The organism is Vulcanisaeta souniana JCM 11219 (assembly GCF_026000775.1).
Classification (GTDB): domain Archaea; phylum Thermoproteota; class Thermoprotei; order Thermoproteales; family Thermocladiaceae; genus Vulcanisaeta; species Vulcanisaeta souniana.
This window is the reverse complement of record NZ_AP026830.1, coordinates 1,731,514-1,756,903: the sequence shown is the minus strand read 5'-3', so window position 1 is coordinate 1,756,903 and position 25,390 is coordinate 1,731,514. Positions and strand designations below refer to the sequence as shown.

Genomic DNA, 25,390 nt, shown 5'->3' with positions numbered 1-25,390 from the left:
ACGGAGATTATCCAGTTAATTCCTTGGCCTTATTGAGGCATTCCTCGCCAAGCCTATGCACATTCCCTAATAACTCATTCATTAGCTTCTCAACCCTAGCCTGTAATTTGCTTGGTAATGCGCCCATGTTTACGTATGACTTATACTCATCGTAATCAATAACCCTGGCCTCCGTTGAGCTCCACCTCTTAACAATATCAACGGCAAGGTCAATGTACAGAATATTACCTCCAGTGAACTCAATGGGTGTGTTAATATTTATGTAAATACCCTTAGGCCTCCAAGCATGATCAACATAGACGTGAGTTAGATATTCATTACCAATCGCTGAGCAGGTTATTGCCATATCACCCTCCTCCTTAGGGAGACCGAGGCCGTCAAGGAAACCACCACCCCTCAACCTACGCATTAAAACAACATCATCAGGCTCGAGTTTAAGCACATCGGCGTTACCGAGCTTAATAACTTCACCACTTGGTTTAATGTGTATAATACCGACCCTATACTTCTTGCTCATTAATTGCTTCATGAACTCAGCACTAAATCTAGCCCTATCACTGCAGTGGCTAAGGAATGATTCAACAAGGTCCAGCAATGCCGTATTCCTCCTAAGCGTCTTATACGTATGGTGACCCATTATTGTCGGCATAACATTATTCCTGACATTATCGAGCAGGAGCTTAGCCCTGCCATTGAGCATGATCTCAGTGATGCATTCGCCTTCCTGTAGTATCGTATATGGTGTTGACGACTTACTTGCGTGATTCACCTCATTGAAAATGTTCAATGCGTTCTCTATTTCTCTAACTGCATCGTTCTCAGTGAGGAACTGAGCACTACTCCTCCACTTAATACTATAACCGCTCAGTTTACCGATGTACCTAAGACCAACCTTTAGTAGTGTCTGCCTCGTCTCATAATTCTTAATGTGACTACTAAATAATACGGTACCACTACCCGGTACTATCGAGACATGCTCAGTATCAACCCTAATGCCCGGTATTGCCACCAACTCATCACTCGGGTAAACCCTAGTCCTACTTATAACAACTGGAATCACATCACCATTGCTATACGCACCACTTGGCGACCTAAGCAAAGCCCTAATGCCACCACCAACATCAACCAGGTAATTGCCATCAACAACACTGACAATACCCATAACAACCCTATGAAGAGGAACCACAGACCTCCAAACCAACGCCTCCTTCTCAACAACCCTGAGCAGGTTATCAACAACATCATTAACCGCACTGCACTTACCCATGACCGTTAACGCCCCAGGAACTCTCTCTGAATCCTTAATCGTAACATCAGGCGCGGAGTTATTAACATTAATATTAAACCTACTAATTATCACATCAGAGGCCTGAACAATGGTGTAACCAAGATCAAGCGCCAACTTACTAATGGCAGTAGCATACTTACCCCTAATCCTAACCCTATAACTATATCCACCCACGGAGAAACACCCGTATCAAGGGCTAAAAATAATTTATGACCATGTAACTCAGGGACACATGCCACACCTTATATACGAAGTAATTACTAGGCCGAGAAGTAATACAGAGAGTGCTAATGGAAATGCGAATAAGTACTGAGCCAATGACTGATTGCTTAACGGCTAGATAAACGGATAGTGGTAAACAAACTATGAAAAATAGAATCATAAGAATACCAATAATCGCACTCCATCTACGTTCCTCGTTACTCGGGACCCTAGGTGGCTTAACGGCGACAAACGAAAGCACTAGAAATATTAAAAACGCCATTAATCCCGTAAAATTAGACATGTTAAATACCCACGTTATTAAAAAGAGCACAGCAATAACCAGGTAAAGAATCACGAGCCTCCGGTTCATTACGACAATACGGCAATTAAACCCCTGGCGGCCCATACATTAAAATTATGTAAAGCATCAATTAATTTCTTTCCCTTATGAATCATTAATCAAGTCCCTGAAGTACTCCTTGCGAGATTCACGAGAGCTTCAATGTCAGGCAGATCCCTTCTAACTTGGTCAGGCCTAAGCCTTGCCTCATGAAATCCCTCCACGTGTAAAAACCATGCCCGTCCCCACCACCACCTGACCTCCCTCCTACCAAGCCTATCGGCGACGTCATCCACAGCATCAAATAGCAACTGCGCTGTCCACCTACCAATCTCAGACGCTCTCCTTGCCTCGTCTAGGCCTAGGGTTATGGCGATCGCCTTGATGGCCTCCTCAGCCGCCTTGTAGAGCTTCTCGCTGGCCTGCACGGGATCCCTATCGATTAAATCCCTACCCTCATTTAGGAATTTTTCTGCGAGTTCAAGATGCGCTTTACTCGTTGTTGATGGGTCAAGTGATAATGCCTTTGATATTAGGTCAATTATGTCTATTCCCTTTCTCTCCGCCTCATCGAGTATTGGCTTTGGTATTTCCACAATTTACATTGGTGATGCAAAATTAAAAATGTTTGTTCATGAACGTTAGTACCTTATTAATTGAGGTGTTACTATACTGACGTGAGTGTTAGATGCATTGCTTCCGGTCAGAAGGGCGGTGTTGGTAAGAGCACGCTGACGATATTGACCACGAAGGCTGCGCCGGCGCTCGGCATTAAACTAGCCGTTATCGACCTAGCCATGGGTAATCCAAGCACGTCACTTAACCTACTTGGTGGCGTGCCAAGGCATACACTGGCTACCTACGTGATTAACGCATCTAAGGTTAGTGAGGTAATTCATATTGTTTCAACGGAGCATGGGCCTGCCTACTTGGTTCCCTCTGGACATGGCGATTTAGCACTTATCAATGAATACGGTGATTTCAAGGATAAGTTGGACTCGTTGATTAAGTACTTAATTGATAGGGTTGGGGTTGATAATGTGATTGTTGATTTTCCGTCATTCGAGCCCAACTTAGACCATGTATTTACCGAGGCGTTGAGTATGTGCGATATTGTTTATCCGGTGGGTATTCAGGACCTTGGCTCAGTAATTGCACTGAGGAATCTTCTGCATTTCGTTAAGAGGCTTTCGATTAATGTTGGTCGTCCTGTGATTAACATGTTTAGGGAGTCCCTGGGTAGACAGTGGATTGCCGCTGTGGGTAAGCTTGCCAGCTCAGAGCCGGTTGTTGTTCACTATGATCCCTGGGTCATTAGGTGGGTTCATGATGGCAACGGTAAGTACGGTATTGGCGTTAAGGAGGCGTTGATGTATTTGATTAAGGAGGTTCTAAGTTAATAGTTAATACGCAAAATGATTTTAAGGCATTAATTTGCCAATTAATAACGCGGTGTCTATTGAGGAGTTTCGAGGTATTGCCGTGGATTCTGAGGATGGCGAGAGGTGGCTACTCATTGCGGATACTCACGTTGGTCTTGAGGTTGAGCTCGGTAAGAAGGGTGTTAGGATTCCTAGTCAATCCGCTAGGATTGCGCAGTTGGTCCTCGACTTCGCCGAAGGGACTGGGGCGACCTCATTGGCTATACTTGGTGATATTAAGCATGAGATAGCGAGTATAGTTGATAGTGCAAGGGAGGTTAGGAACTTCCTCAACAGGGTTAGTGGCCGGTTTAACAAGGTGGTCCTGGTCAAGGGTAACCATGATGGTAACCTAGACCTGGTACTCAGCAGTGATGCGAAGTCCAATATTTACCTCGTTGACTCCAGGGGCTTCATGATAAGGAGTAAAGATGGTAAAAACCTCCTCCTACTCCATGGCAATTCAAAGCCTAGGGTTGAGGATTTCGTGAATGCGGACGTGATAATAATGGGGCACACCCACCCAGCAATACTTATTCAGGACGTGACAGGCTACGTGATGAGAGCACCCGTCATAGTCAAAATACGCGTTGATAAGTCGGTATTTGGGAAAAACATGTACAATACAGAAGTAGGCGCCACGGGTTCCACGAATATTATTGTGCTACCCACGTTCAACCCACTGACCGTGGGCATGGACGTGTTCGAGATATTCCCAAAGGACCTCGTCGAGGTCGAGACAATACTTCACTATGCACGCACCTGGGAAATATTAAGTAACATTGAGGTTTACCTGACTGACATGACGTACCTCGGCACAATGGATATACTAGCCAGAATAAGGGAGGAGACTGGTGAAGGTGGTTACGACTTTGATTGGTTATAAGTCATTAGCATAGTGATAAAATGATGCTAATTTTGCTTACTATGTATTTACGATAATTTACTAGAAGCACCAGCCATACATCGGCATCAATGGTATTGTCATATTCCCAATACTTGTAATCAATACAACATAACCATAGGGCAATTCAGCGACTTTATCTGGGAATACATAATTCACAGCGCAGGTGACCGATGACGAAAGGGTTAATGATGATACCCAGCCATCTTGCGCAGTCGTACTAATTTTAGTCGAAAATTTACCTGATTTAGTCGGTAATGATACATCAGTAATAGTACTCGTTGTATTAATTATTATTGGTTTACTTAAAATACACGTTGTTAGTAATGAGCCGTTGTATGCGTGCACTTCATAACCATTAATACTCACGTTAGTTGGAAGCGGATTACCAGCACTTAGTGTGAACCAAGAACTTGACAATCGATATATCGCAATGCCAATCAATGGTTTATCAATCAGAATTACCCTCATTATTGAGGTATAGTACGTGATTGCAGGTAAACCCAAGCTGGCTAGTTCATTGGGAAGTAGTGTAATTGACATGTTTAAATGCATGAACTCGCTCATGGTATAATTACCGACAGATACACCTAGGTAATTATAACCCACGTAGTACATATTCGAAGGATTAAATAACGCAAACATCATGGGTAATGAGATTGTGGTATTTGGCGGTAGGAGGATTACGGTTGGATACGATACCAACGCGCCAGTTATTGGCGGTCCCGCATATACGCCAATAGTTAAGTTAATAGGCTTATTCGATAGATTTGTTATGTTTAAGATTAATTCGAAGTTATTACCTGTCTGGGTATATGTATAGAGTATTGGCTCGAACCTAATCATTGACCTGCAGGATTCATTAACAATGCCCATATATACTGACACCAGTTTATTGTACTGCTCCTCCAATTGTGTACACATTTCATAGTATAGTCTAGGTATTGTACAATTAGTCCATAGAGCATTGACTTCGTTCTGTAGTGAGACTATTCTCGATTCTTCAGTACTGACCATTAGACCTAGGTAAGTAGTAACGATAGCTAGGACCATTATTAGGGCAATAACTACGTATAGACATCGATCAGGCATATTTAGGATTAGGAAATATTCATACTTAAAAGTTTTGTTTCAATAGTCGAATGAATCGTCTATATCGTAATAATACCAAGATAGGATGGAATTATTATTAATTAGTCTAAGTCTGCGCGTGTAATCATTATTCTCATTAAACCCAGTAATTTATTAAGCCTTGGTCTTGCTTATTGCGCATATGAAGATACCAATACTTATCATAAACATGAAGGTATACCCGGAGGTGCTTGGTAGGAGGGCCCTTGAGCTTGCTAAGGTTACTGAAGCAGTTTCCAGGGAGTTGGGCATGTCCATTGCCGTTGCTCCGCCGACTACTGAGCTTAGACTTGTGGCTGAGAACGTGGAGATACCCGTGTATGCTCAGGGCGCTGATCCAGTCGAGCCTGGGGCTAGGACGGGGCATGTACCGCTTGAGTTCATTAAGGAGACTGGAGCATCGGGAGTAATACTTAATCATAGCGAGAATAGGCTCCTCCTAAATGACCTTGGTTGGCTCGTTAACAGGGCGAAGAACCTCGGCCTAGAGACTCTCGTGTGTGCGCCGGACCCATACACGAGCGCGGCTGCCGCTGCCCTTGAGCCAACGGCAGTAGCAGTTGAGCCACCTGAGCTTATTGGCACTGGTAAGGCCGTAAGTAGGGAGAAGCCTGACGTCATTGTGAAAACCGTGGAACTCGTTAAAAGAGTTAACCCAAGTATTCCAGTCATCACGGGAGCTGGTATTGAGAGCTATGAGGATGTTAAAAGGGCCGTTGAACTTGGGACACAGGGAGTCCTGGTGGCTAGTGCCATTGTTAAGGCGAGGGATTGGAGACAGAAGATTATGGAGTTAGCCAAAGCATTACATTAACCTATCTATACAGTCTCGGTTAAGTTTATAAGGTTATTATATTTACTATATAAAGTATTGAATCCACGTATAAGTTTGTTAAGCAAGGCACGTAATAGCCACAACTTTCACTGGCCCACTGCTTAGTAAAGGAATGCCCAAGGGTGGGTACGAAAATTGTAGTGCATGTTCTGGGACCTGGCATATAAGATGGAAGGGTTCCTGTTCAGGTTAAGCCCATGGCTATTAATCCTACTCAAACCTAGACCTACTACCCTCCACCTCCTTCTCCAATCTCTCAACGAGTATCCTAATCTCATCGTTCACATCAACAGTCCTCATGGCATCCTTAGCCCTATTCAGGCAATCCCTAGCCTTTAAGTAAAGGCTTCTATCGCCATAAGCAATGGCATTTTGAAGATACATAAAGCCAAGCATCGCCAAACTAGTCACGTAACCCTCCGAATCCCTGTCGGCAAACCTCAGGGCATCCTCATGTCTCCTAATCAATTCCTCATCAATGGGTCGACCGCCGCCGGGTGATATAAAGACCGTCCGCTCAACTCTCCTCCTTAATATTGGTATCATAACGCCATGGTTAATTAAGTACCTGTTTAGGAGAACAAGACTAACACCAATAACGACAGCATCCACCGGAATGCTTAGGTAAGATGATAGGACAGCATTATGTAAGACGTGTTGGAGGGAGTACTGAGTAAGTATATAGGCACCAACGCCAATTAGGGCTATTAGTAGCAAGAGCAATGCATATTTAGGCCTTGATATTCTCTTATTAGTAATCTCGATCTCCTTATAAATCACCTTCTTCATACGTGAGCTATGCACATTAAATTCCCCTTTAAACCTTAACTAATTAATTATGCCAAAATTGAATGTATCATGAGTCTCCTAATTAGCATTTAAGTTCCGGGGTAGAACTAAGTTCCGGTGTGAAACTGGGGAGTTGAATTGTTAAGTCAGATTTAACAGGCCAATTTACTGTATGGGGTGAACCTAAGCATAATTCAAAAACTGGATTTTTAGATTGTATTATCAGGAGATGACTAGGAGGTTATGACTGTGCTTCTCCCTGGTGATGCCTCTTAATTATTTGCCTAAGCACGTACTGTAGTATGCCTCCATTAAGGAAGTACTGAACCTCCATCGGTGTATCAAGTCTCACGAGGAGCTTCGTCTTAATAACCCTACCATCAGGCTTATGGATAACAAGGTCCACGGTCTGCCTAGGCTTTAATCCCTGGGATAGCCCTATTATGTCAAAGGTCTCATCACCCGTTATACCGAGCTTATCTGCGTCCTCACCTTCCATGAACTGAAGCGGTAGTATGCCCATCTCAACCAGGTTACTCCTGTGTATCCTCTCGAAGCTCTTCGCAATGACAGCCTTTATGCCCAGGAGCTTCGGACCCTTCGCAGCCCAGTCCCTTGAGCTACCGGCTCCATAAGTCTGACCAGCAAGTATTATTAGTGGTACATTCTCCTCCTTATACTTCATGGCTGCGTCGAACACAGTCATTAACTGCCCATCAGGCCAGTGAATTGTGTAACCACCCTCAATCACCTTACCACCCATCCTGTTCCTAACACCTTTGTTCCAGAATGCGCCCCTTACCATTACCTCCCAGTTACCCCTCCTGGTGCCGAACGTGTTGAAATCACTGGGCTTTACCCCAAGTGACAATAGGTATTTACCAGCCGGTGAGTCCGCTGGTATTGAGCTCGCTGGCGATATGTGATCCGTGGTTATGCTATCACCAAGTATCAACAATGCCCTTGCGCCAATTATATCCCTAACCTCAACGAGTTTATTTGGCTCGAAATCATCAAAGAACGGTGGCCTCCTTATGTAGGTGTTCCTTGGATTCCATTGATATAGGTCACCACTCGGTGCCTTTAATGTATTCCACTCATCAGGTACTAGGTCACCGATCTTTGTATACTTCTCCACAAACTCACCTGGAGTCACGTACCTCTCCACATAGCCCCTGACTTCATCATCACTAGGCCACAGGTCCCTTAAGTATACTGGCTTGCCATTGTTCGTATATGTCACTGGGTCCTTTGATAAGTCCTTATTGACTGTGCCGGCAAGGGCATAGACTACCACCATTGGTGGTGACGCCAGATAATTAGCCCTAACATCTGGGTGCACCCTGTTTTCGAAGTTTCTATTGCCCGAGAGCACAGCAGCAGCTATCAGATCATTGTTCCTAATGGCGCTTAGTACTGGTTCAGGTAAAGGACCAGTGTTACCAATGCACACCATGCATCCAAAGCCAGTCACGTAGAACCCAATTTTCTCCAAGTACTGAAGCAGGCCGGCTTTACTTAGGTATTCATCGACTACTCTCGAGCCTGGGGCAAGCACGGTCTTCACATACGGTGGAGGTGAAATACCGAGCTCCACGGCCTTCTTGGCAATTAAGCCAGCGGCCATTAATAAGTATGGGTTACTCGTGTTTGTGCAGCTTGTTATTGCGGCTATGGCCACAAATCCATCCTCAAGCTCTACCTTCTTCCCGTCAATCTCTACGACAGCCCTCCTCCTACCACTGGTGTTCTTCTTCTTGTTCCTGTCCTCAATAATGGGTTCAAGGCTCTTAGGTACATCACTCAACGACCTCCTTTGCCATGGTAGTGATGGACCAGCCAAATTAGGTTCTATCGCTGACAAATCAATGCTAATTACTTGGCTGTACTCAATGTCGTTCTCCCTTGATGTGCCAAATACGCCCTGCTCCATGAAGTACTTCTCCACCAGTGATATTAACCACTCGTCTCTTCCAGTGAGTCTTAAGTACGTTAATGTCTGGTCATCAACCGGGAACAGACCCGTGGTCGCGCCATACTCGGGGGCCATGTTGGCTATGGTAGCCCTATCAGGAACTGGTAACTCCTTAACACCCTCACCAAAGAATTCAACGAACTTATCAACCACGTTGTACTTCCTAAGCGTCTCAGTTATGTACAGCACTATATCCGTGGCAGTGACACCAGGTCTTGGTTTACCATATAGATTAACGCCAACAACCTGTGGTGGAAGAACAGCTATTGGCTGACCAAGGAGCGCCGCCTCAGCCTCAACGCCACCAACACCCCAACCAACAACGCCAAGTCCATTAATCATCGTGGTGTGCGAGTCCATGCCGACCACGGTATCGAAATAGGCAAGTCTCTCGTTAGCGCCTAGGTCCTCTGTCATCACTACTCTGGCAATGTGCTCGAGGTGCACCTGATGTATTATGCCAGTGCCTGGCGGGAAAACCCTGAAGTTCCTGAAAGCACCCTGGGCCCACTTAAGGAATTCATACCTTTCAGCATTCCTCTCAACCTCAAGCTTAATGTTTAACTTAACAGCGTCAGGCCTACCCCAGTAATCGGCCTGTACACTGTGGTCTATTATTAAGTCCGTCGGCACCTGGGGATTAATTACCTTTGGGTCGATGCCGTACTTAGCCACTATCTCCCTCATCACGGCCAAGTCGACTAAGGCAGGTACTCCCGTGTAGTCCTGCATTAAGACCCTGGCAACCTTTATCGGGACCTCCTTAGTGCCTGGGTTCTTCGGGTTCCAGTGCAGTAGGTTCTCGATATCCTCCCTGGTAACGGCTTGCCCATCGTAATTCCTAAGTAGGTTCTCTATGAAGACCTTTATTGTATATGGGAACCTGGCAATATCAAATCCCTCCCTCTCAAGCGCCCTTAGTGAGTAGTAATGGACCTTAACGTTACCAACATCCATCATGCTTAGGGTATTCCAGGGATTAGGTAGGTTCTTAGACACGGGAAATAATTGTTAAGTTCATGAGTTTTTAATTATTTGCCTACTGAGTATATGTAACTCCATGATTTATTAGGTAAATCGAAACTAAATCGATAATTCCCAGTTGAATAAACCAAGGAATTTATGTAATGAAAAACCCAAGGATAAGGACGAAAATGGGAAGCTTGCTTAATTACGTGTCTTCCTTAATATGTATTATGAATCTTGTTTATGGCGATGGTTATGAAAGAGTGAGTGATCCAAGGGTTATCTTTATTGGAGTTCCACGAGCACATTATTATACCTAAGTAGTACCTCCTTCATCTTGAGAGCATCCCTCTCCAGGAGCGGGGACTCGTTTATTATCGTTATCTCAATATCCTCACTAGCCAACTCCTTCGCCAGAGGTTCAAAGGGTGGGTTATTCGTGTCTATGGGTTCGTGCTCATCAACCCACTCACCCCTCTTGAACTTAACGCATGTGAAGTGGGTATGCATCGGTTGATCATCGAAGTACTCATGCCACATGTTAAGCACAGCCCTGTAATCAATGGAACCACCATTCCTGGCGAATACATGCCCCCAATCAATGACGGCAACAACCTGCGGGTGCTTAATATCCTTAACAAGCCTAAAGGTCTCCTCTAAATTACCGAACTGGTTCTTCCTGGCCATGACCTCAAGACCAAGCTTCACGCCCTTAATGCCATTTTCCTTCATCCAATCAACGATCTTGAGAACGCCATCCTTAACGGCATTATAGCAACCCTCAGGGCCGAGTTTGCCGTAGTACGCCGGGTGGAAGACAACCACCGTAGCGCCCATTGCCTCACCCCTATCAAGGGACTCCTGAAGCCTTGATAAGCTGGCTTCAACCTTCTCCTTCTCCTCGCTACATAGGTTTATGAAGTACGGCGCGTGCACGGACAGCCTAACGCCAAGTTCCCTGGCGACTTCACCGGCATCCATCGCAGCCTCCCTCGTCATCCTAACACCCTGTACAAACTCAACCTCCATGGCGTTCAGCCCAGCCTCCCTAACGTACCTAATGCCGTCTATTGTACCAGCACTCCTCTTCCTCTCCTTGGCGCCTATGGGGATTCCGGCAGGTCCAAGGTAAACCCTAGCCATCGAGGTATGTGTTGAAAAACCAACTAAAGAGTTTTGTCTCAGTGACTATTCAATAAATCATAGGTAATACATTGGAGACAATCCATGGCCTGGCCTTCAAATAATATCTAACTCGTTCCATGCGTAGTTTGTTGCAAACCCGATTGATATTTAAACCCAGGAGGTAACGCTAGGGATGGTATGACTAAAGTTAAGGTCGGAGTGGCTGGTCTCGGTGTCATGGGTTGGAGAATAGCCAAGAACCTAAGGGATGCTGGTCTATTAATTGGTATTTACAATAGGACGTTTGATAAGGCCCTGAGGTTTGGTAGGGAGTTTGGTGTTGAGGCATTTAAGACACCGAGTGAGCTTGCCAGGGCTTCCGACGTAATAATCACAATGCTCAGTGATGATGAGGCTGTTAAAAGCGTTATCGTGGGTAATGATGGAGTATTGAATGGCTTGAGGACGGGTTCACTTGTTATTGATATGTCGACAATATCGCCGAGCACCTCAATAGAGCTTGCTAACATGGTTAGGTCCAGGGGTGGTGACATGGTTGATGCCCCAGTAATTGGTACCTCCGTGGCCGTTGAGAGGAGGGAAATAGTGGTGCTTGTTGGCGGTTCTGAGGAGGCGTTTAATAGGGCTAGGGAGGTTTTGCAGTATACGGCCAAGACCATTGTCCACATTGGGCCGAATGGTTATGGGCTTTATGCAAAGTTGATAAATAACGCATTGCTTGGTTCCTACGTGATCGCACTGGCTGAGACTGTCCAGTTGGGCAAGTCCTTTGGCTTAAGTGACTCGGTTATTTTAGATTTATTGACAAAACTATCGAGCGCCAGGTCACCGACCTCTGAGTTAAAGGTCCCCAAGATGCTTAGTGGGGATTACTCGGTTCAGTTCGCCCTTAAGCACATGCGTAAGGACCTGGACATAGTTAATAGGGAGGTCTCAATGCGCGGTGTCCCAATACCAATGACGTCCCTAGCCCTTCAGCTCTATAGGATGGCTGAGAGGATGGGTCTTTCCGAGGAGGACTTCGCCGCCATACTGAAGATATTGATTAAACAGCAATAACTTAAAAATCATAATCTCAATCATCCTCAGTGATGATGTTATCAGTATTAGTAATTATTGGTGCATTGGTAATTGTTGTGTCCATATTGTCATCATTATTATCTCTCTATTTCGAGATTAAGTATTGGAGGGATAGGAAGAGAATTAGTAAATTAATTAATAATAATGATGGTGATCATCCCTGGGTAGCCGTGGTAATGCCTGTGAGGGGTTTAGACCAAAACCTTAGGGGTAATATTGCCAGTATTTTGGATCAGGAATACCCAGGCCGTAGGAACTACATCTTCGTACTTGATAGTGAGGATGACCCGGCATACGGCGTTATTAAGGATCTTATTAAGGAGTTTAGTGTAAATGCCTCGGTATTGATTAATAGGGGTGGGCGTAGCAAGGGTGAAGCATTAGCCTTTGCCCTGGGTAATATAACTGGTGATGTTGTCGTCTTTGTTGATAGCGATGTCTTCGTCCATAGGCATTGGCTTAGGAACTTAGTGATGCCACTGATTAATGGTTCAGGCGCAGCCACAACGTATAGGTTCTATGCACCGCTTAAGGAATTTAGTCTTGGGGTATTGTTAAGGGCCAGCTTTAATATGATTGGTATTACGGCCATGCAGAATCCAATGGCTAGGTTCACTTGGGGCGGTTCTACGGCTGTTTGGAGGTGGATCCTCGATAAGTGGGGTGTTCGTGATTATCTACCGTATTACTTGAGCGATGACTATGTGATCACGCATTTTGTGCATAAGGAGGGTCTTAATATCGACTTTGTTCCTGAGTCCCTTGCCCTAACACTTGAGGACATAAATATTAGGGAGGCCTTCTCCTGGGCCGTTAGGCAGTTATGGTATGTTAGAGTTTATGGATTTAGGGGCTTTCTACTGTATGCGGGGTCTTACACGTTGTATGTGATCACGTTACCCATTGCCATGGCCCTATCGATCATTAATTCATGGTTCATAGTACCTGGACTTTTACCATTTATTATTGGTGCGGTTAAGGATTACGTGAGGATAAGTAGTATTAGGTCACTTGATCCGTTCTATGGAATGAATATAACAAGGAGGTACTCAATACTGCTTGCACTTGTCTCAATACTTAATGTCTACTTCTCCTGGCTTGCAATAATTAAGACAGTCGTCACTAAGAGCATTAATTGGAGGGGGCGCGTGTTCACGGTATTTGATGCCAATAGGTTAATGATGGCTAAGCCGCTCGGGTGATTCTCATGGTTAATGTCCGTGATGTGTTTTGGTCAATGGTTAGGAGACCTCAATTGTTAATTGATTACCTGAGGGAGCTTAACGTTAACGTTGATGAGTTATGCAGGGATTTTCCCGCAAATGGCTTTAGGTGTCCGCCTGGCGAGGGTGATGATTTCAGGTCAAGGTTTTTCATAGTGTCCTACATGTACCTCAAGGTGTTAAATTGGGAATTGAGAGAATTAGCAAGTACTGGGGTTATTGTTGAGGGTATTAGTGAGCTAATTAGTGATGTCATTACTGACATGAGACTCTACAATGCACCGCCCGAATTAATGAATGCCGTAGCGAGTATTGCACGTGATATACTTCATGTTTATAGAGGTTGGGGGAGTTCATCGTCTATTTCCGGCTAAGGCATCCTCTAGTCTCTTCAGCAGCTCCTCTAGTTCACTTAGTTCATTGGAGTAAAGCTTAACCATTGTTGCATCCCACTTACCCCTTACTTGATCTAATAATTCCCTTGCATCCCTGAGTCTCTGTCTTGCCTCGTCATAGACCTCATTATTTATTAACGCCTTAGCCTCACTGAGCAACTCACTGAGTCTTAGTAGGTCCTCAGGCATGTGGACTGTGGCGAAGGAATAATACTCATTTAACTGATCCTTGTTACTCACTAGGTATCTGAGGACCTTTATGGTGCCGACCATCAGCAACGACGGGCTTAGTTCCGTATTACCAATGTCTATGCCATGCAACATTAGGTAAGTAGCTACGTACATGGGTACCTTAACCCTCGTCCTGTTACTAATCGGTATGTGCTCCACGTAATTGGCAACCATGGGGCTTATGACCTTGGATATGTCCTTTATATGCTCATAGACATATTGCGTTATTATCTTATTAACAGCTTGAACATCATCCATGGTTGCCAAGGGCTCCATCCTCTCCAGATCCATCCTCAACTCCCAACCCTTTATTATCAATGGCTCGGTATCGTCAGGACTAACCCACTCCGTGAAGACCCTCAGTGGGAACCTATCATAGAGCGCCTGCAACTCCTCCTCATCCGGAATCCTATTGCTTGCACCAAAGACTGTCCAGGTCTTTACCGGGACTACCTTCTCACCGTCATAGACAACCCTCTCATTGAGTATTGAAAGTAGCGTGTTCAGTATTGCACTTGAGGCGTTAAATATTTCATCGAGTAGCGCGAATTCGCTCTCTATAATTGAGTTTGCGTATATCCTCTCCACTTTACCGTCAAGAAGCTTCGCTATATTTATCGGACCAAGGATCTCCTCAAGATCCGTGAACCTCGTCAACTGCCTATAGAACCACTTGGCGTTCAATAACTTAGACAATGCGTACACCAGCGTTGTCTTTGCAGTGCCTGGCGGACCGACGAGCAGGTAGTTCTCCCTTGATAAGGTTGCCATTAATGCCCCGAGCACTTCATTCTCATACTTGAAGAATAGACTATTCAACCTCGTATAAACGCTCCTAATCCTACCAAAGTAATCTTCGCCCACGGATAATAACTAAAAATGCCAGAATTTAAACGTTCCTCATAAATACTAAAATATGATTAAGCGCCGCCGTAGAGCATTTTATTTAATTCGCTCATTAACCTGGAGGTCTCGCCCTCAATAACCTTCCGCCTATCAATTAACAACCGCCTTACGTCATCAGAGGACGCCCTTTCTTCAAGCTCCTTAACCTTCACAATCCCATTCGCGAGGTAATCCATTAGCTCAAGCATTACATTGATATCCTCAGGCACATTACCATTGAACTTATCCCTAACCTCCGCCCTAAAGCACTCCCAATGAATTGGACCAAGCCTAGTGAATGTGAATTTCATGCCCTCCACAATGTCCTCACCACACCTATAGCACTTCCACACCTTCCTACTCATACCGCGTAGTGGGTGGGGATTGGCTTTTAATCTGTTTATTGACTTCTAAATTAAGTGAATATATAAACATTCATTTACATAATTATGAATAATAATGAATATATAAAATCACAACGAGAACCTAATGGCGGCCCTATCTATGGACTCAAATATAGTCGGATGCTGATGCGCCAGTAATGCAGCATCCTTAACCCTGGCATTCACGGCCACGGCAAGCGCAACCTCATTTATCAACATCGACGCCGCCTCACCATAAATAACACCACCAATAATCCTCTGGCTCTCCCTCTCAATAACTAACTTAACCCAGCCCTCCCTCACGCCCATTATCTGGGCGTAGGCATCATCCTCGAGTGGGTACGAAACAGTTACGTAATTAATGCCCCTGGCCTTGGCAGCCTCCTCGTTCAAACCAACCATAGCAGCCTCCGGCTCCGTGAATATAGTCATTGGTATTGAGTTAAAATTAACTTCATAAATGGACCTACCGTGAAGTATGTTCCACGCAGCAACCACGGATTCCTTTACAGCAGCATGATAAAGCATGAATTTGCCCAGTACATCACCAGCCGCATATATGTTCGGTACCCTGGTCTTCATCGATGGTTCAACCTCCACGTGGCCCTTCTCCACAATACCTAGGTTGTCGAGCCCCTCGACATTTGGTCTCCTACCAACGGCCATTATAACCTCGGAACCAGTCACATAACCCTTACTGCCATCAGGCCTTTGAAACTCAACAATCTTCTGACTACCCTCCTCCCTAATACTGATTACCCTGGAATTAGTTAGCACCTCAACCTTCTTAGCCCTGAGCTTCTCCTCAATCCTGGAGACAATGTCATTATCCCAACCTGCCAGTATCCTGGGTAGCATCTCCACTATGGTTGCCTTAACGCCCATAGAGCCGAGGACCGACGCCACCTCAACACCTATATAACCACCACCAATGATTATTATGTCATTAGGCACCTTCCTATAGCCAGTCTTATAACCAAAGAGTTCCTGGCTACCAATGGCCAGGTCAGTGCCTGGTACAGGTATTTTGATTGGCACCGAGCCTGTGGCCACCAATAATTGTCTTGCCTCGATATCCCTCGTCCATGAACCATCGATAGCCCTCACCCTAATTCTACGCTGATCTAGGATCTCGGCGACGCCCTTTATGAAGTCCACATTCTCATGCTCCTTAATCTCCCTAATGTGCTGTAGGTACCTTATGTATTGAATGTTGTCCTTGTGATCAATTGCGTTCTCCCAAAGAACCCTAACGGCATTCACGTCCTTATTACCAACGCTATTGAGTATACCCCTAACCTTCTCCATTAGGTATATCGTCATGTAGACGGCCTTGGACGGTATACAACCCTCATAGAGACAGTTACCACCCAGGTTACCCTTGTCATCAATCATAAGCACCCTATAACCACCCTTGCTTAATTCAAAGGCGCCATGGTAACCGCCGCCTCCACCGCCTATTACGACAACGTCATAGTTACTAAGTTTTGGTGGGTCCTCAAATTCACGGTCTGCGGGTGGAAATACTGGGTATTTACCAAGCACAATTGGGTCAAATCTGGCAGTTTTTATATGCTTTATAGTCAAAAATTTGACTAAGCCACACATATGGGCAGGTAGTCTGACGATCATCCCTTACAGATGTAACTGAGTCCCTTCAGTATACATTATAAAGTACAGAACCCTTGAGCCATACACCATATAATCCTGAATATTATATTAACACTCATCCCTGCACACTCAATCACATTAACAAGTCTCACCTCATTAGTATCATCATCCCCATCCCTTAGTTCATCACCTACTCAGTATTATCTCATCCAACCAAGGTTTCATGTTATCAAGCAGCACAGAATACTAGCTAATTTAAATCAAAGACCTATTATTAAGGAGTTAAATTAGTTCGCGGAATACATAAAAAGCCAGTGAGCCACCTCAATTCAATTTACCAGGGCATAACTAATGGGCATATCATGGTTGTGCCTTAATTCAAAGTCCAGATTTATAAGTAGTTCCCACAGCGCGTCGAGTGTCTCGCGGCAATTGGTCCTATTCATTCTCGCCCTACCAATTAATACCAGAGCCTCGTTGATTGTGTCCAATGAATTCATATTAAAGATCATAGAGATGGTGTATTAATACGCATCATTTTGCTGTTCCTGCTTGGAGAAGTAGAATGGATGTGTTATTTTAAGTGAACAGTAACGTATTTGAATATCCAAGGCTTAGCACCTAGTTGTGATGATTCATTGCAGTGCTGATCAGTGAGGAGACTGACCTGCCCTGACCCCACGTAATGATTAAAATAATAATGAGATTACACTGGCAGAATTCATCAACGATAGGTCCCTACCTCCTCATAAAAAGTGGAAATGACGCCGGGAAAATCTAAATCCCTCCCAAACCAATCACCCTAAGGAACTCCTTGGCAACCCACGCCTTAACAAACTCATACCTATCATTAAGCCTAACAGCAACAACCTCATAATCACCAACCCCAAACACATCCATTGGCTTGACAACAGCACCATTAACCAAAACCTCGATACTAACCAAGCCATGCCTACTAACCAAAACCCTCAAGGCCTCATCCGCTATACCCCTCGCCAAGTCCCTATCCAACGCATAAAGAGCACCCAACTTACTACTCATAGCGGCGAGGGCCCTCAATGGATCATCCAGTGAAGACCATATATCACCCACAGCATCAACTACGAACCTATTAACGCCCCTAACCACGGATCTAAGGGCTACGTATAAGGCAGCGCCACCCAGGTAACCCCTCAATGCACCATAGGCCTGCGAGGCCTCCCTAACAGCGTAACCAAAGTGCCTCGCTAAGACACTAACCGATTGATTAACCAATGGATTAACCAAGGAGTAAGGCCTCAACACTAGACTTGACGAGACAGTAATCCCAACGACAGTCCTCAATGCGTCCCTAAGAACGCGATTCTCAATCCTCGTGGCCCTCCTCATTAGGTAATCCCTTGCAAGGGACACGCCGTACAACGCCGGCAACTCCACGTAGGGCATCACCGAAACCCTCGGCAACTCCCTCAAGGCCCAGTAACCAGTCCTCAACACGTGTCTCACGTACCAACGATTAACAAACCCACGTAAACCCCTGGGTAATACATACCTACTGGTGAAGCCACCCTGGTTCGCCCTACGGTTATTGATGATCCTCACAGCCACGGACTCGGCAACGGACACAAGATCCTCATAACCAATACCCAACCTAGCACTAACGATGCCCATGAGTCTCGACCAATACTTAATCCTGGGCACAGCCGCTATTATCCCCACAAACCCAAGCACGAGAGCCGAGGAATAAGCAATGTTAATGAACATGCCAATGATGAAACCGAGACTGAGGAAATTCGCCGCGTTCCTAATGATCACCAGCGACCCGTTCAACCAATCAACGTATGAACCACCCCACAGAGCATAATAATTAAAGGAATAGGGCCTAACACCCCTAACAATGGCCTCCGCATTAACATCACTGCAATTACCAAGGCACCTAAAGGAAACACTCAACCTAATACTCCTCAATTCATTAATGGGTTCAGTGTAGTTACCGATACCGCTACATGACTCATTGATGATATTAAGAAGTTGATTAATGAGTTGAGGCGGAGCCTCAATACCCTGAGGCATAATCGACGGATTAATTAACTGCTCAAGGTCTTGACAGAACAACTCGTGATCAAGCCAAACACTCTGCAACCAGGACCCTTGAACCAAGTTACCCGGCTTACCCTGACTCATTGTGTAGGTTATCGAACAATTACTCCCACTTGTATTGATCACCTTTAGATCAATGCCAGCCGCATAGGCATTAACAATCAATTCTCCATTGCAGGGGGTTGTTACATTGATAATGGCATAACCATCACCCGAAACCAAATCAATAAGGCCGACGCCACGCCAGGTATAATTATACAGAGCCGCCAATGAATCACCGTTGAATACACTGATCATTGGTAATTGAACAAGTACAGGAACACTATCATTTACATCCACGACAGGCGTAATCACGTGATCAGCACTAAACCTCATGAAAAGGGCAACAACGCAATTAATCACGTAGCGACTCACGTAATACTTAGAAAACCTAATGGGCAACACGACTAGGCCAGAACCACTTGGCAACCCAAGTGTCTCATTATACTGGTAACCGAAACCATTAATACATAGGACAGCCGGTATTGGCCTACCCAGGGCATCAACAACCTCCACATCGGCAAAGCCAAATCGCCAGGGAGGCAACTGTGACTCATTGGCAACACTGATCATTGGTATTGCATGCACTGCGTTAATGCCAAGGGGTAGCGCAATACCAAGCAGTAGGTACAGGGATATGGGTATTACAGCGGCGTTCCTGGTCCTCGGCATCACCAGTAGGAAAGCCAGGTAAGGAACGAGCTTCCCAAGGATAATGCCCATCGCTATGGCAAACCTAATAAACCAAAGAACAGACACCACAATGGAGAACACGTGAACAATGTAACCAACCACAGCAGACACTAATTGCTCAAGGACCTCAACTACGAGAACTATCGAGCCTATACCTGTCCCAGTAACCACGAAGGACACCGCCTCGGCTATGGGCAAACCAACATTAACAGTCACCGAAATAACCGCATCAGACCAAGTCAACGAATTAATCAAGCCATTATAGAGCGACAGTAATTTGTTCATGATGGCCAATGCAGCGTATGGCGAGTACATGGTGCCCGGCAATAACCCAAAGAACCCCGTAACAACGGCCAAAGCCAGGAACCACCAAGCAACATCATCAACACCAATACCCACCCCCCTACCCCTGGGCACGTTAATGAGAACCCTAATTAACAATGAACCAATCATCGCCGTAACCACGAGGATCAACCCAATCATCACCATCACGACAAGGCCGACCTAATGGCATAAATAACCACAAAGAGCAACGCATAAAGGACCACAATTATCACATTCGCCTGGGCAACATACACCGCAAGCCTATTATAGGCACTAAGCACATTACCAAAGCCATGAACACTCAAACCAGTATTTGCACACCAAGTTGTCTCAAAGCTATGCGGATTAATGATCGAGGCAATGCCCCTATCACTAACCATGGCATTGAAGAAGGGCTGCGAGGCAATCACGGCAGCACCACCAATCACAACAACGTAAAGCCCAAGACCAACAGCAATAAGCACGGAACCAATGCTCCTAAGCCTAGACACGGAAAGGCCCAGCCCAATGGCTATAAAGAACGCAGACAAATTCGGCACCCATTGAGCCAGGTAAATCATGGGCACAGTATCCTCAGTCGATTCTAGGATCAACGTGGCATTCTCAGTCTGAACACTCCTGACACTGCACCAGGCATACGTTACGGGGCAAGTACACGTGTTCCATATAAGCCATGCACGGTACCTGATGGCGTTCCATGAATAATCATATATAGTTTTGTATATGATGGTTGGATCAAGGGTTAATGAACCAACAAGCACCTTATTTATCACCATAACAGCTAACATAACGCCGCCTATTATGGCCAAGTAATTAACTGCCTCATCAATGAAGTCCCAAATTTCATGGACCTTGCCCAGGAGGTATAGTACCACCGCTGTCAGTCCCATTATTGCCAGGGTGGCTATGCCTATGCTTATTATGCCCGTGGACATGAGTATGTTGAGTATCTGAGATACGGTGACCATCCATTGAGCAGACGACATAACTAATTAATTGAAGACCACTTTATAAACAGTAATGCTTTAATGCCCTCAATGCATAGTTATTAATATGTCAAGGGGTTTCACGGTCGGCGGCATAGTGATCCTGGCCCTATTAATAATCGCTACGTCGTTAATAACATACATGATAAGTGATTACCTATACACTGCGTATCAAGCGTCGGTAGTGGTGGGTAGAATAAATACTAGGCTCCTTGGTTTATCTAGATCATGCGCCGTATATCTAGTGAATGATTCATTGTATTTTCCATACGGTGCCTATGTGGAGTACTCAGTACCGAGTGTGGTGAGCCCGGGTTATTATCATGAGGTCAATGCATCGAATGCTAATGGTGAGGTGATGTTCTTTCTCAGGGGTTGTATTGTGGTTGTTAGGTCCGTGGGTAATGCCAGTGGTTATGAGGTGCTTGGTTATGGCGCTGGCTGACCTTGTTCTCGAGGGCTTGACCCTAGTACTTGCTGTTGCACTTGGTCTGGTGCTAATCAGTGGTCTGGCGTACTTAACAATCACGGTGTCCACAGCCAACAATGCTAGGCTCGTCTATGCTGGCACGTACATTTACCTGCCAGGTACTACCTACATTAATGGAACTCTGTACGTACCAATGTATAACATTGGTTATCAACAGGTGTGGGTTAGGTATATCTACGTAATGGATAGTCATGGTTCACTACACAGGTATGCGTCAAATCTGGTGCTCGGTGTTAATCAGTACTATGTCTATGCCGTGAACCTGGACTACGAGCCAACCTCAGTAACCGTATTGGTGGCGCCAATCAATTATCCAAAGTTAATCAAGGAGTTCAGCGCCAATGTGTCATTGGTATCCCCAATTACCCTAGTATCGCAGGCGCAAAGCGCTGGGACTGGGCTGGTAAAGGTTGAGGTTAATGATCCGTATGGGGCCAATTGGAAGGTGTCCTGGAGTTACGCCGATCAATCCTACTCAGTAAGCCAGGATCAATCCTACTCCTGGTTCATAAACCCACCCTATGTCCCAATACAGGTAAGCTTTTCCGCATTGATAACCCAAAACCCGAGTGTTAACGGCATTAATTACACATGCCAGATAGTCCCCAGCCAGGTCAATGGTAATTATGGTGCGGGTTCAACAGTGACCTTCAACGTTGAGTGCAATACTCTATACTACGTGATTGTCGAGCTCTACGCACCATGCAATAACTGGTATTGGATTACGGCGACCACGGACTACGGCTCGTGGTCTGTCGGTGGTAAAGGCTCACCAAAGACGTACACCGTGTATTACACACCAAACAATGGCGGGTTGGGCTGGTTAAAATTCCAGGCCGGCGCTGACGCCCTCGCCTTCCTAGGGGGTTCACTAAGTGTCTATAACCTATCAGCCCCCGGAGACCCATTAATTAATTACACGACCTCCTGGTACAACGTTGGTGGGCCCGCAGGCACGGATTACTTCCAACCACTAATTGAATGGACCCTGCCCGGCATGGTGTACAAGGCCGTGTACTCGAGCACAGGCTGCGCATCCTCAGCGCCACCGCCGCAACCGTCCAACTCAATAACGGTGACCGTCAGCGACCCATACGGCGCCGGGTGGAGCGTGTCCTGGAGCGGCGGCGCCAGTGGCAGCAAGAGCGGCTCCAGCACTACGCAGTGGACGATAACCGCCTCAAGTACTGTAAACTTCCAGGCCTCGATAACAAGCGTGCCCAGCAACTACAGCAGCTGCAGTATAAACCCAACCTCAACATCAGCAAGCCCAGGAGGCTCAGTAACATTCACGGTAAGCTGCGCAACCAACCAACCATCGCCGCCAAAGACAGTCTACGGCTGCTTCTTCACCTTGAGCGTTGGCTCAAGCCCGTCTGGGGCTAGTAGTGGTGTTAGTTCGAGCCCAAGCTCTGGGACTTACTTTGTTCAGTCTGGCAGTTCCCTAAGTGGTTCGATAAGTGCTCAGTCCTCAGTGAGCAGTAGTTCATCTGGTTCAGGCCAGTCCTGGTACCAGTTCGATGATTGGAGCTTGAGCTTTAGCGGGAGCGGCACATTCTACTGGAACGGTGTCCAAGTAAGTAGTGGTACGTCTTGGAACTATGGAAGGACCTTTGGAAGCTTCATCTACGACTGCCCAAGCGGGCTAACCCAAAACGTAACCGCAAGCTTCACCGCCACCGCTAATTACGTATACGACTACATAACACTCAGCGGCCCAGCAAGCGTAAGCCTAAACCCAGGCAGCAGTACAACCACCGCGACCTACACACTATCATGGAGCATATGGCCATACAACGCCTACCAGGTAGCCTGGAGCCTACCACAGACTGGAAATAGCTATGAGGTAGAGGCTCAGTTATCAACGTCCGGCGGGTCATACACAATCTACTGGACAACAAACCTACAGTGCAGCGCCGGAACATTATTATCAGCCAGCGAATCCATAAGTCCAAGCTCAGCGTCAGTCTCCGGGTCAAGCGGGTCAACAACAGCCACAGTAACAATAACATACACATGCTCAAGCATTAGAGGTCCATGATCAAAAACTGTTTTCTGAAAATATTTTAATTTTTTATCAAAATTTACTTTTATTTATTAAGTTGGCCATGGTAAGTTAGTAATATTTAGTGGCGGATAGGTCGTGTCCCAAACCCACCATCCCCAGGTTATTCCATAGCTGGGATAACTATAATTCCCATAGATCACATATGCAGTCTCAGAGGCAAGCTCCCTGCCCATTGGTGCTGGTAGTTGTAGTGCTACCTGTGGGTTTACTGGGCCTATTATTGTCCAGTTGCATGGTATTGCCAGGCTTGGGAAGTGCGTTACTGATTGGAACGCTATTACTACTGGGTACGTCCTATTCACTGGAAGCACTATCGTTGTGTAATTCCTAAATAGTCCATAGAACGGCCCATAGAGGCTCCAGGTATTCAGTAGTACCGCAGTCCCATTGTTAATTCCCCAGTAGTCGCGCCACACATACATCAGTGGGCCTGTGCCCGCGAAGTCCCCTATGTATATCATGTTCACCCAGTTGGGCTGCGGCGTGTTGGGTATTGCCGTTATGAACTGCATGCCGCTTAGGTATGCAGTGCCTAGGCCTGGGAATATCGCCATCTCATTCTGCTCTGCATAAAGCTCCTCCCCGTACTGAGGCGCTGGGAACTTCTCCCACTCAAGTATTGTGCCGTTCTGCAGGAATAGGTTCCAGGCCCACTGCGTGGGTATCCAGTAACCCAGCGTCCAGATAGTCCCATTCGGAAGGACAAGGCTGTATAGGCGGCAAACGCCAGTATCATTGTAAATGGGTATCCCAAAGGAAGCATTGCCAGGCACATAAACGTAAACCGTCCTGTTTATGTACACAGGCACTGTCTGGTTCACATACTTAACAACCGTCTGATTCATGTACTTAATAATCGTGTGGTTCACGGGCACGTAGATTATCTGCGTCTGGACAAGCCCAAGCGACCTGGCAATGGGCTGGAGAGGCTTAACGTGCGGGCTTGCTATTACTATGGTTAGTAGTGCTATGGCTATGATCCCCATTATTGTTATTGCCTTGGTTGCTGAGCCTGTGTAGTACCACCAGTTGCTTAGTCCCATGGTGTGTTGGTTATTCTCTGCCTTAATAATTTTATGGAGTCGGGCTTATGGGGTTTCCGGGTTCACTGGTTAGTAGGATGTCCATGGGTATTGAACCAAGTGATGTAATTAAGGAAGTCACAAAATTATTTAATTAAGTGATGGCATGATCATTATGGTCCTTATGTTGACCTCGCTATCCTGGACAACTCTGGCATTAATCCCATGATAATTTGTTGTCTGCTTAGGGTCCTTAGCCAAACCCTGCCCGGCCCCTCCACATGGGCGAGCCAAAGGCCCTCCTCGCCGAAGAGCATGGTCCTCAAGCCACCGACGCGCCTAATGCCAACCTTCATGCCTTCATCAAAGGCCAGTACATGCCCGGCCTCAACATCGATACTGTCGCTGGGTCCAAGCTCAAGCATTAATGCGTCGCCGATGGCGTGTAGGAATACCCTGCCGTTGCCCTGGAGCCTAGCCATTAATAGTCCCTCGCCGCCAAGCCAACCAAAGCCGAGGCCCGTGAGCCTAATGTCGTAGTTAACCGTGGGCTCCATTGCCAGGAATGCCCTGTGTTCAACCATGATCCCATTACCACTTAGGTCTATTTCCGTGATCCTACCTGGGGCGAAGCCGGCGATATCAACGGCTCCCGGGCCTTCGAGTTCAAGTACGAAGAAACTGGCGCCAGTAATGGTTCTTCTTAGGCCTGATAGTAAGCCGCCGCCTGTTGTTGCTTTAATGTTGACGCTGGAGGACTTCCAGATTAGGTGCCCGCCCTCTGCATAGATTTTCTCGCCAGGACTCAGTTCAATGTAGAGGTGTTGTATGTCGTTGCCCATTATTTTAAAATCAACCACGGTATGCGCTGTTTCCTTGGGT

The 25,390-nt window shown here is 46.0% G+C and carries 22 protein-coding genes; 8 read left to right on the top strand and 14 right to left on the bottom strand.

Annotated features, from left to right (window positions below):
* Nucleotides 1-7: 7 nt before the first annotated feature.
* Both Vsou_RS09450 and Vsou_RS09445 read right to left on the bottom strand, forming a co-directional pair.
* Nucleotides 8-1,462, bottom strand: a complete 1,455-nt coding sequence (locus Vsou_RS09450) for a ribonuclease FAU-1 family protein (RefSeq protein WP_188603671.1) — start codon at nucleotides 1,460-1,462, stop codon at nucleotides 8-10.
* 489 nt (nucleotides 1,463-1,951) lie between these two features.
* On the bottom strand, nucleotides 1,952-2,428 hold the full coding sequence (locus tag Vsou_RS09445) for a PaREP1 family protein (protein WP_188603672.1): 477 nt from the start codon (nucleotides 2,426-2,428) through the stop codon (nucleotides 1,952-1,954).
* Between the two features lie 81 nt (nucleotides 2,429-2,509).
* On the opposite strand from Vsou_RS09445, the gene Vsou_RS09440 reads away from it, so the two are divergent.
* On the top strand, nucleotides 2,510-3,232 hold the full coding sequence (locus tag Vsou_RS09440; RefSeq protein WP_188603673.1) for a ParA family protein: 723 nt from the start codon (nucleotides 2,510-2,512) through the stop codon (nucleotides 3,230-3,232).
* Nucleotides 3,233-3,266: 34 nt separating this feature from the next.
* Nucleotides 3,267-4,139: a metallophosphoesterase family protein gene (locus tag Vsou_RS09435; protein WP_229709874.1), complete on the top strand. Its 873-nt coding sequence runs from the start codon at nucleotides 3,267-3,269 to the stop codon at nucleotides 4,137-4,139.
* A 60-nt stretch (nucleotides 4,140-4,199) separates the two neighbouring features.
* Here the strand turns inward: Vsou_RS09435 and Vsou_RS09430 are convergent, their stop codons facing one another.
* Nucleotides 4,200-5,249, bottom strand: a complete 1,050-nt coding sequence (locus tag Vsou_RS09430; protein WP_188603674.1) for a hypothetical protein — start codon at nucleotides 5,247-5,249, stop codon at nucleotides 4,200-4,202.
* A 181-nt stretch (nucleotides 5,250-5,430) separates the two neighbouring features.
* Between Vsou_RS09430 and tpiA the strand changes: the two genes are divergently transcribed.
* Nucleotides 5,431-6,102, top strand: a complete 672-nt coding sequence (gene tpiA / locus Vsou_RS09425; RefSeq protein ID WP_188603675.1) for a triose-phosphate isomerase — start codon at nucleotides 5,431-5,433, stop codon at nucleotides 6,100-6,102.
* Between the two features lie 231 nt (nucleotides 6,103-6,333).
* On the opposite strand, the gene Vsou_RS09420 is transcribed toward tpiA, so the two are convergent.
* The 3 genes from Vsou_RS09420 to Vsou_RS09410 all read right to left on the bottom strand — a co-directional run bounded on the left by Vsou_RS09420 (nucleotide 6,334) and on the right by Vsou_RS09410 (nucleotide 10,996).
* Nucleotides 6,334-6,927, bottom strand: coding sequence for a hypothetical protein (locus tag Vsou_RS09420; RefSeq protein WP_243679984.1), 594 nt, complete (start codon nucleotides 6,925-6,927; stop codon nucleotides 6,334-6,336).
* 226 nt (nucleotides 6,928-7,153) lie between these two features.
* A complete protein-coding gene (gene acnA / locus Vsou_RS09415; protein WP_188603720.1) occupies nucleotides 7,154-9,847 on the bottom strand; it encodes an aconitate hydratase AcnA in 2,694 nt (897 codons plus the stop codon).
* A gap of 291 nt (nucleotides 9,848-10,138) precedes the next feature.
* Complete coding sequence (locus Vsou_RS09410; RefSeq protein WP_188603676.1) at nucleotides 10,139-10,996, bottom strand: TIM barrel protein; 858 nt, start codon at nucleotides 10,994-10,996, stop codon at nucleotides 10,139-10,141.
* A 180-nt stretch (nucleotides 10,997-11,176) separates the two neighbouring features.
* Between Vsou_RS09410 and Vsou_RS09405 the strand changes: the two genes are divergently transcribed.
* Genes Vsou_RS09405 through Vsou_RS09395 form a run of 3 tightly spaced genes read left to right on the top strand, consistent with a single transcriptional unit; the run spans nucleotide 11,177 to nucleotide 13,676 of the window.
* The gene (locus tag Vsou_RS09405; RefSeq protein WP_188603677.1) at nucleotides 11,177-12,058 is read left to right on the top strand and encodes an NAD(P)-dependent oxidoreductase; all 882 of its coding nucleotides are present in this window, start codon (nucleotides 11,177-11,179) and stop codon (nucleotides 12,056-12,058) included.
* Between the two features lie 32 nt (nucleotides 12,059-12,090).
* Nucleotides 12,091-13,281 carry a glycosyltransferase family 2 protein gene (locus Vsou_RS09400; RefSeq protein ID WP_188603678.1) on the top strand — a complete coding sequence of 397 codons (1,191 nt, stop codon included), beginning with the start codon at nucleotides 12,091-12,093 and terminating at the stop codon, nucleotides 13,279-13,281.
* Between the two features lie 5 nt (nucleotides 13,282-13,286).
* Nucleotides 13,287-13,676 carry a hypothetical protein gene (locus tag Vsou_RS09395; RefSeq protein WP_229709875.1) on the top strand — a complete coding sequence of 130 codons (390 nt, stop codon included), beginning with the start codon at nucleotides 13,287-13,289 and terminating at the stop codon, nucleotides 13,674-13,676.
* Here Vsou_RS09395 and Vsou_RS09390 read toward each other — a convergent pair.
* The 6 genes from Vsou_RS09390 to Vsou_RS09365 all read right to left on the bottom strand — a co-directional run bounded on the left by Vsou_RS09390 (nucleotide 13,656) and on the right by Vsou_RS09365 (nucleotide 20,928).
* On the bottom strand, nucleotides 13,656-14,792 hold the full coding sequence (locus tag Vsou_RS09390) for an AAA family ATPase (RefSeq protein WP_188603680.1): 1,137 nt from the start codon (nucleotides 14,790-14,792) through the stop codon (nucleotides 13,656-13,658). The two genes, Vsou_RS09395 and Vsou_RS09390, sit on opposite strands and share 21 nt — an antisense overlap.
* A 56-nt stretch (nucleotides 14,793-14,848) precedes the next feature.
* Nucleotides 14,849-15,178, bottom strand: coding sequence for a DUF2175 domain-containing protein (locus tag Vsou_RS09385; protein ID WP_054843537.1), 330 nt, complete (start codon nucleotides 15,176-15,178; stop codon nucleotides 14,849-14,851).
* 108 nt (nucleotides 15,179-15,286) lie between these two features.
* Nucleotides 15,287-16,741, bottom strand: a complete 1,455-nt coding sequence (locus tag Vsou_RS09380; protein WP_188603681.1) for a dihydrolipoyl dehydrogenase — start codon at nucleotides 16,739-16,741, stop codon at nucleotides 15,287-15,289.
* Between the two features lie 395 nt (nucleotides 16,742-17,136).
* Nucleotides 17,137-17,307, bottom strand: coding sequence for a hypothetical protein (locus tag Vsou_RS09375; protein WP_188603682.1), 171 nt, complete (start codon nucleotides 17,305-17,307; stop codon nucleotides 17,137-17,139).
* A gap of 277 nt (nucleotides 17,308-17,584) precedes the next feature.
* Nucleotides 17,585-20,101: a hypothetical protein gene (locus Vsou_RS09370; protein ID WP_188603683.1), complete on the bottom strand. Its 2,517-nt coding sequence runs from the start codon at nucleotides 20,099-20,101 to the stop codon at nucleotides 17,585-17,587.
* 5 nt (nucleotides 20,102-20,106) lie between these two features.
* The gene (locus Vsou_RS09365) at nucleotides 20,107-20,928 is read right to left on the bottom strand and encodes a hypothetical protein (protein ID WP_188603684.1); all 822 of its coding nucleotides are present in this window, start codon (nucleotides 20,926-20,928) and stop codon (nucleotides 20,107-20,109) included.
* Between the two features lie 67 nt (nucleotides 20,929-20,995).
* Between Vsou_RS09365 and Vsou_RS09360 the strand changes: the two genes are divergently transcribed.
* Both Vsou_RS09360 and Vsou_RS09355 read left to right on the top strand, forming a co-directional pair.
* Complete coding sequence (locus Vsou_RS09360) at nucleotides 20,996-21,373, top strand: hypothetical protein (RefSeq protein WP_054843534.1); 378 nt, start codon at nucleotides 20,996-20,998, stop codon at nucleotides 21,371-21,373.
* Nucleotides 21,360-23,459 (top strand): hypothetical protein, encoded by a 2,100-nt coding sequence (locus Vsou_RS09355; protein ID WP_188603685.1) that lies wholly within the window; start codon nucleotides 21,360-21,362, stop codon nucleotides 23,457-23,459. Before Vsou_RS09360 ends, Vsou_RS09355 begins: the two co-directional genes overlap by 14 nt.
* A gap of 56 nt (nucleotides 23,460-23,515) precedes the next feature.
* On the opposite strand, the gene Vsou_RS09350 is transcribed toward Vsou_RS09355, so the two are convergent.
* Together Vsou_RS09350 and Vsou_RS09345 are read right to left on the bottom strand one after the other, a co-directional pair.
* Complete coding sequence (locus Vsou_RS09350) at nucleotides 23,516-24,529, bottom strand: hypothetical protein (RefSeq protein WP_188603686.1); 1,014 nt, start codon at nucleotides 24,527-24,529, stop codon at nucleotides 23,516-23,518.
* 161 nt (nucleotides 24,530-24,690) lie between these two features.
* Complete coding sequence (locus Vsou_RS09345) at nucleotides 24,691-25,368, bottom strand: TIGR00266 family protein (protein ID WP_188603687.1); 678 nt, start codon at nucleotides 25,366-25,368, stop codon at nucleotides 24,691-24,693.
* Nucleotides 25,369-25,390: the final 22 nt, after the last annotated feature.

Bases quoted from the DNA above. Each gene is read 5' to 3' on its own strand.
- Vsou_RS09405 (WP_188603677.1), top strand. From the start codon at position 11,177: ATGACTAAAGTTAAGGTCGGAGTGGCTGGTCTCGGTGTCATGGGTTGG.
- Vsou_RS09350 (WP_188603686.1), bottom strand. From the start codon at position 24,529: ATGGGACTAAGCAACTGGTGGTACTACACAGGCTCAGCAACCAAGGCA.
- tpiA (WP_188603675.1), top strand. From the start codon at position 5,431: ATGAAGATACCAATACTTATCATAAACATGAAGGTATACCCGGAGGTG.
- Vsou_RS09385 (WP_054843537.1), bottom strand. From the start codon at position 15,178: ATGAGTAGGAAGGTGTGGAAGTGCTATAGGTGTGGTGAGGACATTGTG.
- Vsou_RS09365 (WP_188603684.1), bottom strand. From the start codon at position 20,928: ATGTCGTCTGCTCAATGGATGGTCACCGTATCTCAGATACTCAACATA.
- Vsou_RS09375 (WP_188603682.1), bottom strand. From the start codon at position 17,307: ATGAATTCATTGGACACAATCAACGAGGCTCTGGTATTAATTGGTAGG.
- Vsou_RS09360 (WP_054843534.1), top strand. From the start codon at position 20,996: ATGTCAAGGGGTTTCACGGTCGGCGGCATAGTGATCCTGGCCCTATTA.
- Vsou_RS09430 (WP_188603674.1), bottom strand. From the start codon at position 5,249: ATGCCTGATCGATGTCTATACGTAGTTATTGCCCTAATAATGGTCCTA.
- acnA (WP_188603720.1), bottom strand. From the start codon at position 9,847: ATGATGGATGTTGGTAACGTTAAGGTCCATTACTACTCACTAAGGGCG.
- Vsou_RS09355 (WP_188603685.1), top strand. From the start codon at position 21,360: ATGGCGCTGGCTGACCTTGTTCTCGAGGGCTTGACCCTAGTACTTGCT.
- Vsou_RS09400 (WP_188603678.1), top strand. From the start codon at position 12,091: ATGATGTTATCAGTATTAGTAATTATTGGTGCATTGGTAATTGTTGTG.
- Vsou_RS09410 (WP_188603676.1), bottom strand. From the start codon at position 10,996: ATGGCTAGGGTTTACCTTGGACCTGCCGGAATCCCCATAGGCGCCAAG.
- Vsou_RS09370 (WP_188603683.1), bottom strand. From the start codon at position 20,101: ATGATTGGGTTGATCCTCGTGGTTACGGCGATGATTGGTTCATTGTTA.
- Vsou_RS09395 (WP_229709875.1), top strand. From the start codon at position 13,287: ATGGTTAATGTCCGTGATGTGTTTTGGTCAATGGTTAGGAGACCTCAA.